Source organism: Myroides sp. C6-3, assembly GCF_050522425.1.
GTDB lineage: Bacteria > Bacteroidota > Bacteroidia > Flavobacteriales > Flavobacteriaceae > Flavobacterium.
The window spans coordinates 37,241-46,429 of sequence record NZ_JBMVQP010000030.1 but is presented as its reverse complement, the minus strand read 5'-3'; the positions used below and the strand labels follow the sequence as shown (position 1 = coordinate 46,429).

Annotated in this window: 5 protein-coding genes; all 5 read right to left on the bottom strand. The window is 32.4% G+C overall.

The features are described from left to right. Window positions 1–34: 34 nt before the first annotated feature. The gene (locus ACPDG9_RS12495; RefSeq protein WP_430528056.1) at window positions 35–337 is read right to left on the bottom strand and encodes a hypothetical protein; all 303 of its coding nucleotides are present in this window, start codon (window positions 335–337) and stop codon (window positions 35–37) included. A 10-nt stretch (window positions 338–347) separates the two neighbouring features. Further along, entirely contained in the window at window positions 348–3,557 is a 3,210-nt protein-coding gene (locus ACPDG9_RS12490) for a type I restriction endonuclease subunit R (protein WP_430528055.1), read from the bottom strand. Window positions 3,558–3,576: 19 nt separating this feature from the next. Continuing rightward, window positions 3,577–6,093: a hypothetical protein gene (locus tag ACPDG9_RS12485; protein ID WP_430528054.1), complete on the bottom strand. Its 2,517-nt coding sequence runs from the start codon at window positions 6,091–6,093 to the stop codon at window positions 3,577–3,579. After that, window positions 6,081–7,694, bottom strand: a complete 1,614-nt coding sequence (locus ACPDG9_RS12480) for a hypothetical protein (protein WP_430528053.1) — start codon at window positions 7,692–7,694, stop codon at window positions 6,081–6,083. The genes ACPDG9_RS12485 and ACPDG9_RS12480 overlap by 13 nt, the downstream gene beginning before the upstream one ends. 237 nt (window positions 7,695–7,931) lie before the next feature. After that, a complete protein-coding gene (locus ACPDG9_RS12475; RefSeq protein ID WP_430528052.1) occupies window positions 7,932–9,179 on the bottom strand; it encodes a hypothetical protein in 1,248 nt (415 codons plus the stop codon). Window positions 9,180–9,189: the final 10 nt, after the last annotated feature.

The window sequence follows — 9,189 nt, the reverse complement described above, 5'->3', positions numbered from 1 at the left end:
AAGAAAGTTTGGCTATATTAGCCCTATCGAAAAACTAAAATCTACTTGGCCAGTTGCACTTATAACTTGAACATGGCTTTTTTAAAATTTCTTTAATATGCTCTTGTTCAAATATGTTCTGTTCTAGAGTATTTAATTTTTTAGGGTGTAAATTTTTTTCAGGCTTATTAGCTTTAACAATAAATTTTAATAAATGAAGGTTTATTATTGACTCATAAGGTTTATAATATTTATAGCCTAATTTGTCAATAATATTTTGCTTTAAAATACTTAATTCATCCGAATCAAATTCTTTCTTTTTAAAAAAATTTTTTATTAATAAATCAATATCCTTCATAATAATAAATTTACTTGGTCAACTCATTAGCCAACATCTCAGCTTGTTTCAATACAGTTTCAGTCGCTAGTAATTGCATATCTGGTGGATATCCATATTTACGCAATAATCGTTTTACAGCCACTTTTAATTTTGCTCGTACACTTTCTTTAATATTCCAATCAATGCTTGCATTTTGCTGAATAGTAGTCGTTAATTCTACGGCTAATTCTCTTAATCGATCTTGTTGAATTAATTCCTTAGCACTATCATTATTAGAAACTGCGGTATAAAAAGCATATTCATATTCTGTTAAGCCCAACTTTTTTGGTTCGCTATCTAACTCGACAATATCTTTACTTAAATTGATCAGCTCATCAATAACTTCAGCTGCTGTTAGAATCTTATTGTGGTAGCGATTTATTGACTGCTCCAACATTTCCAATAACTTTTTACTTTGTACTAAATTGGATTTTGATCGGGATTTTATTTCATCATTCAATAGTTTTTTCAAGACTTCCAACGCCACATTTTTATGTTGCATATCTTTCAATTCCATCAAGAATTCATCAGACAAGATAGAAATATCAGGTTTCTTAATACCTGCTGCATCGAAGACATCAATTACTTGATCGGATACTAAAGCTTGATCAATTACTTGACGAATGGTGGTTTCAATTTCTTCATCTGTTTTGCCTGATCCCGTACTATCAAACTTAGCCAATCTCGCTTTCACGGCTTGGAAAAAAGAAATCTCATCTTTGGCATCCATGGCTTGATCATGTGGTATAGCAATGGCAAATGCTTTTGATAAAGCGGTCACTTCATCTATGTATCTTTTCTTGCCATCCTCTAATCCTAAAATATGATCTTCTGCAGCTAATATCATCGACAATTTTTTCGATGTATCGGCATCAAAATAATCTTCATAAGGGAAACCATGATACATGGCCGAAATCACTTCAATTTTTTCTAACATCAAAGTTACTGCCTGTTCTTGTGCCACTGCTGGATCACCTTTCCCTCCTGCGTCTGAATAGAAAGCTAACGCTTTTTTCAAATCGGAAGCAATGCCTAAATAATCGACGATTAAACCTCCTGGCTTATCTTTATACACACGATTGACACGAGCAATCGCCTGCATAAGGTTATGCCCCTTCATAGGTTTATCGATATACAAGGTATGCATACTTGGCGCATCGAATCCTGTTAACCACATATCACGAACAATCACTAATTCTAATTCATCATTCGGATCTTTCATACGTTCGGCCAACATTCTACGTTGCTCTTTGGTTGTATGGAATTTAGCTAATTCTGGACCATCCGAAGAAGCGGAAGTCATAATTACTTTTATCTTTCCTTTTTTCAAATCATCCGAGTGCCATTCAGGTTTTATAGCAATAATCGCATTATACAATTCTGCCGCAATTCTACGACTCATCGACACGATCATTCCTTTCCCTTGAAATACTTCCTGTCGTTGTGTAAAGTGATTGACAATATCCGCAGCTATATTTTGAACACGTTGTTTACCACCAATCAAAGCTTCTAACTGTGTCCATTTACTTTTAGCTTTTTGGGTGGCAGTTAGATCTTCTTGATCCAATTCATCATCCAGCTCATCTACTAATTCTTTTCCTTCTTCTGTTAGTTTTACTTTCGCTAATCTACTTTCATAGAAAATACGAACCGTTGCTCCATCTTCAACTGCTTGAGCAATATCATAAATGTCTACATAATTACCGAAAACTGCTGGTGTATTGACATCCGTACTCTCAATCGGAGTTCCTGTAAAACCTAAATACGTCGCATTTGGTAAGGCATCACGCATATATTTGGCAAATCCATACACTATTTTTTTACCAATTACATTTCCGTTCTCATCCTTATCATCTACCGTTTTAGCACTAAAACCATACTGTGTACGGTGTGCCTCGTCTGCTATTACAATGATGTTTTCTCTAGCCGATAGCGTTTCAAAAACGTTACCTTCTTCTGGTTGAAATTTTTGTATTGTCGTAAAAATTACTCCTCCTGAATTTACCTTCAATAAGTCTTTTAACTGTTTGCGATCGGTCGCTTGAACAGGATCTTGACGTAATAATTGTTTCGAAGCCGCAAACGTATCGAATAGCTGATCATCCAAATCATTACGATCTGTAATGACTAAAACCGTTGGATTATCTAAGGCTAATACAATTTTACCTGTATAAAACACCATAGACAACGATTTGCCCGAACCTTGTGTATGCCAAACCACACCACCTTTTCGGTCACCTTCAGGTTGGTTTTTAACGCCTGGTAAACCATAGCTTTCAGGAGATTCATTCAACAAATGTCCCAATGTTTGTTTTGAGATAAATCCAGCAGCACGTATCGTAGATTCTACCGCACGATTAACGGCATAATATTGATGATAGGCTGCTAGTTTCTTTACCGTTTGTACGGTAATTATACCATCAGCGTCTTCCTTTCTAAATTTTTCGAAAACCACAAAATGTCTGACCAAATCCAACAATACGGTTGGTTGCAACATTCCTTTTATTAATGTTTCTAACTGGCTGATTTGTTTCGATGCTTCGTTGACACCATCTGTGGTTTTCCAAGCCATAAAACGACTCAAACCTGCTGAGATCGTTCCTGCTTTTGCTTCCAATCCATCAGAAATAACCGAAAAAGCATTGAAAGTAAACAACGAAGGGATCATGGCTTTGTAGGTTTCTATCTGGCGAAAGGCAGACTGAATGGTGGTTTTATCATCCGTAGCGTTCTTTAATTCTATCACAACCAATGGTAAACCATTGACAAAAAGAATAATGTCTGGTCTTTTATTTACTCCGTTTTCTACAATAGTGAATTGATTGACTACTAAAAATTCATTGTGTAATGGATTTTCAAAATCGATTAAAAACATACGATCCCCTCGTTCTTGCCCATCAACACGTTTGGTAACTGGAATACCTTCTGTTAGTAAACGGTGAAATGTTTCGTTATTGGATAACACATCAGGTGAGGCAATGCGCATAACTTGCTTCACTGCATCTTGTTGTGCATCAAGAGGAATCATTGGATTAATACGACGAACTGCATTTTCTAAACGTTGTTTTAGCACCACCTCTTCAAATGATGTTCTTTCTAGATCTCCTGCATCAGGAGCCAATTGAACCCCATTGATATAGGTATATCCTTGGAGTTCTAATAATGCTATAGCGAGTTGTTCTATTTCGTTTTCGGTCATGGTTGGTTAGTGCTTAATATTATAATAAATTAAATACCACACACTTGTTTAATTTAATTTTTACATTTCCAATTAAAGTATGTAAGTCTAATTCACAGTTGTTATTGACATGAGAAACATAACAAAATCCTAATTTACTATTAAAAATAATTTTCCCTATAAGACTTTGATTAACGTATGTAATTAAATGTTCTCTCCTTTTTTCTAAATCATCAAATTGCTCTTTCCATTGAAAATAGCTTTTGACATATTCTTGATTCATTTCTCTCATTGCAGAAAAATCTAAGACAGATAATTCTGAAAAACGAATGGTATTTAATTTTAACAATTTAGCATAAATTTCATTTTTACGCCAATTAATTTTATCTACTAAAGCTAATAATTGTTCTAAAAAATGTTTCTTATAAATCTTTAGCTTTTTATTATGAAATTCATAATCATATATATGCGTTCCTTTATTAAAGGCAATATAAAATAAACCTATAGTATTAGTTACAAAACCAATTACTGTATCTACTTCTTCTATTGGACCATTTTTAACGAATATTATCTTCCTTCCATCTTCTTCCTCATAGAAACTATCAAAATATTTACTTATCAACTCCAATGCTATAATGACCTTACTTAAATGTGTAATGGTATACGTTTCACTAGGTAATTGATCTAGTTTTAATGGTTCTTTAGGATTCTCAGGAAATGCATTATCTATTTTATTATCTAGAAATTTATATAATTTCACTAAAAAATTAGATACTTCTTTTTTAATCTTCCTACCAACAGTACAACTAATATTTATCTGATTTGTAGCCACTTTATCAGATTTGCCTTTATCCGCATCTCCCTCAATGTCTAATCTAATTTCTTCAGATTCTTCATAATTGGTAATTTCTAAGCCTTTCGATAAGGTGATAAAGAAATCCGTGATTCGAATATTAGGATTAGAGCTACTAGACAATTTATGATATACGGCATGCTTATTAAACTCATCATAACTTAAAGTTTCATAAGCTGATGATGCTAGTATAGCCGATTCTCTTTTATCAAACGTTGTAGATCGTCCTTTATTAAAAACTTCATTTTCATCATCAACCCATGACAAATCAACAAACTTAATAATATGATACCAATCAAAATTTTGAAGATTATCTCTCCCTAATAAGATATCTAAGTCAGCATTAATTTGATTCGGATTGGTTTTTAGAAGTTGTTCAACTTGATGAATCACTGCATAATTAGAAACTCTTTTGCCTTCTTGACAAATGCAAATTTTGAATGCTTCTGATGTATGGTCTAAAAATAATTCAATTCTATTTTCATAATACTTTATAGCTTGAACACTACAAATAGTTCCATCTCGATCTTCGATTTGAAATGAAACTTCTTGATTGATTATTTTATCAAGATAAAGACTTATATTTTCATTCGTATTTTCTGCATAAAGTATTTGATACTCAAATGTTATCTTATAATTGACAGGTCTATTAATTTTTGAAATTTCGGTAAGCTCTGAAAGAGCTATACCTTTTTTAGGAATTTGAATTCCTAACTCTTTCAACCAATGGGTTGATTTCTTCGGTCTTCTTAAAAATAAACCCGCTTCTGTATTGCTGTTTTTATTTTGCAAATCACCCATTGCTGCATAAGTAGCATTGGCACTCCCCATGAGCATATACTCAGATTCTGCTGTAGAAAAATAGATTATTTTGGCATGAAGTCGATTGATCTTTTCATCAAATGATTCAATAACATCTTCCCAAAAGTGAAATTGATAATGGGAAGAATTGAAAATTTCGGTTGGTAATAAATCTGAATGTTGATCTACAATAACATCTACTTTTTGAGGTTGTAAATGTTGCTGAAGCAATTCAATGGTCTTACCACTTTTATCATAGTAGGGTGAAATAGTTACCATATGTTCGATTTCTTTCGAACGTAATTCGTTTACTAAAAAAGCTAAAGAACTTTCTGAAACAAATTGTATATCATTTACTTCAAAACTAGGGCTTTTTACTAACTCCTCCAACCAAGGGGTATTAGTTGTAATCCAATCTAATTTTACTTTAGCGACACCTAATGCGTATTGGAAAAATTGATTTATATACAACCAAGCCGCTCTAAATAAATGGAGATAGGTTGATTCTAAATTTCGGTGATGAAAGGATGACCACACTTCGTCATTGTAACTTAGTCCTGATGATGTAATATTTCCAGAACCAATAGTTAATAAACCTTCATCTTGTCCAAACAAATAAATGATTTTAGGATGGAAAACGCCATGTGCTGAATGTACGCCGATAAGATTATAATTTTTCTGAAAAGAGAATTCTTTACCTGATAAAAACTCTTGCGCTTTTATCAATTCATTTCCATCTACAAAAATATTGATGTTTCTAATGTTTGCCGCTCTTAAAATAGGTGCAATACGTTCTTCGAAATAGGTAAAATCGAATGTAAAGCAAGTGATGATACAAGAATGATATCTTTTGGTATTACTGCCAATAAGCTCTATAACATTTCTACGTTCTATTTTAGCCATAATGCTTCATCATTTAATACAGCTATTCCTTTAGCAGTAATTTTATTATTATCTACAAGCTTTAAATCTTTAAGGAATAAATATAGTGTCGTTAATCGAGGCCCCGTAAACGAAGGTTCAAAATTGCCTAAGTAACGGATATGTCCTTCTTCTAATACAAATTTTTGAGTACTTTGTGAGCCGCCTCCCATTTTTCGGAATGCAACAAAATGATGTCTTAAGACAATGTTTTGCACTAAATATTCATATATAAAATCTTTAAATGGTAAGGACAATTTATGTGTGAACTTTTTTAAATAATACGAACTCGCCTCACCATCTCTTTTAATTCCATTTTGATGTCCAAATGTATCTATAGCTTCCAAATTCTCTTGATTATTGATAAATAAAGCCATTAATAATTCAAAACCGTAAACGATTCTATCCAATCCTTCGTAACGGAATATATTATCACTCAATTCCACTTCATCTATAACGAAACTTTCCATTTGAGAAATGAAATCTTGTAAGGTTACCGCCTCTTCGATTTCATAAGTATCCATGAGTTCGGTTAGTACTTTAGTACTCACTACATTGCAAAAAGTGCTAAGGTCAGCGTAATTCAGTCCGTATTCAGTTGTTAATTCTTGCAACAACCCATTAAATAAGGCTGTGTTTGCAAATTGAAACCAATCATTGACTTGGTAATAATACCATCCGAAAAGTGTTTCATTGGTTGGTAAACCCTCTGTAATAGCACGATGATAATTATCTTGTACAAAAGCCAATGTCGGCTTTTCTACAGGCTGCTGCTGGATAAAATCTAGCAAGGCTCGAAAGGTGTTTTTTCTATGAAAGGGTACTTCTTCGGCATCCAAAGGCATACGATCACTTTGCAATAATAACTGCAATAATAATTGATGCTCTTGGGTATCTAATGGAATTTCCATCATATTGAACGATTCAAAGAGTGGCGCAAGATCACTTTTAGAAATTTGAGCAGATAGCACAGCTTCTAAAAAGATGCTTTTGTGCGATGGATCAATATTCACATCAAAAGTTTTAGCCAATTGTTCACCACTTACAAAAATTGCATCTTCTAAGGTATTGGTACGACTGTATAGTTTGGCTTCATCGGCACGACTATTTACTATACCTATATTGATTAAAGAAGCTACATAATACTGACCAAATGCTCCTGTAGAATATTTCCAATAAGTAGTAGCTGTTTTGTGATCTTCGGTATAAATACCCGAAGCTAAATTTATGATTTCGAGTGATTCTTGCAAGTAGTTGGAAGCAAAATTACTTCCGGGTATATTGTTAAATTCGGTACCAGATTGTACCATAACCAAAGCTACTAGCAACTCAGCTTTACGAATAAATGCTTCTTGCTCTTTAGGATTGGTACTTCCGATGTGTACACTGTATTGATCTAACAACCAACAATAAAAACTATAATACCTAAGCCTACCTGTTACATTATTAAGTCCAGGTAAAAGCATCGCAAAAGTAGCTTCTGAATTATTTTGTAAGCCTAGAGGATCTAGTCCACGAATGTAGGCTAAACGTTCGCTTAGATATGGAGCAATATGCTCGTTGCTACGTAATACTTTAGCCATATAGTATGAGTTTTTATTTAAGATTATACTCGTTCTTTTACTCCACAAAAAACATCGTCAGTAGACGCAATTGGTTAATCGCTTTAAGGACCCTCATTTTCAAACAGCTCCCTTTTTATTTTTTTTCTTCACCCTTTCCTCACCATTCATTAACTTTGGTAATAAGGTATTATGAAATTGAACGAAAATTGACTGTCTATTCTCATTATTTTCAATTTCGTTTTCGGTCATGGTTGGTTATTTTTTAATCAATGGCAACATTGCTTTAATTATTTTTTCTAGTCCATTAATAGAAACATCCTCTTCACTTTCTTTTACATTTTCTTCTGATAAACCATTTCCGAAATATCTGTACACCAAATCTTCTTTGATTTTCTCTTTCTTATCTTCTGACAACAATTCAATAAATGGACCTAACGAAGCTAATTCTAATTCTAAATTTCTATTTTTTGTTTCAAGAACTCTGTGTCTAGAAGATTCTTTTGAAGCATAAATGGCAGGATAAGTTAGAATCGTCGCTGCCACAATCCTAACTATTGATTTATATAAATCAAAACCATCTTTTGATAAATCAATTATAGTCCAAATTAGCAAACCTGACATCACTATCATTATTCCAATACTAATCCAACGAAATGTATTTGCTGTGGTTTTATGTTCGCTGGCGATTTTCTGATAGTTACCAGTAACTCCCACATTTCCAACAATATTTACAATTTTTTTAGCTTCTTCTAATTTTTGTTTCAGATTTTCAATTGTAGATTTCGTTTCATTCTGTAAATCAGAAATTTGTTTTTCAAATGCTTCTTTGAAGGTGTTTTTTTCTTTTTCGATTTCTTCTTGATATCTTTTACGATCAGCTTCTATTTCAGAATTAAAACGTGTTCTTTCATTTTCAAAAACTGTATTATTACTAGATTTAATCTTTTCAAATTCAGTATTATATTGAGATAATACATTTTGAATTTCAACTTCTTTAGTAGATAATTGAGATTGCAATTGAATTACTAAATCATTCTTAGCTTGTAAATCTTTTTCAATTAATTTTAATGATTCTTTTAATTCTTCATTTTGTTTATTAATTGATTCATATGCCTCTTTTATCGTCTTTTGAAAATTCGAAATATCACCAGAATAATCAAAACCTTTTTTTGTAATTGGTATGGGTAAACGTGTAACTCTACTTAATGCTGAGTTAAAATTATTCAAAGCATTAGTTAAGTGACCTTGGTTTTTACTACCTAAAAAAGCATTTAATTGGGGAACTCCTGCATTTATTTCTGAAGAAATTGCATTAAGTTCTTTTTCTGTTACTAGCGTAAATAATACTAATTTAAGCTGCATAGATGTATAAGAATAAAAACTTTCCATAAAGTTATAATCTTCAACACCTATTATATCAATAGCATTTTCAGCATTTAACGTTTCACGTAATTGTTCTAATCTTTCAAAAATTAAATGTTCAGAAAATTTTTTTGCATCCATAATAAAATTT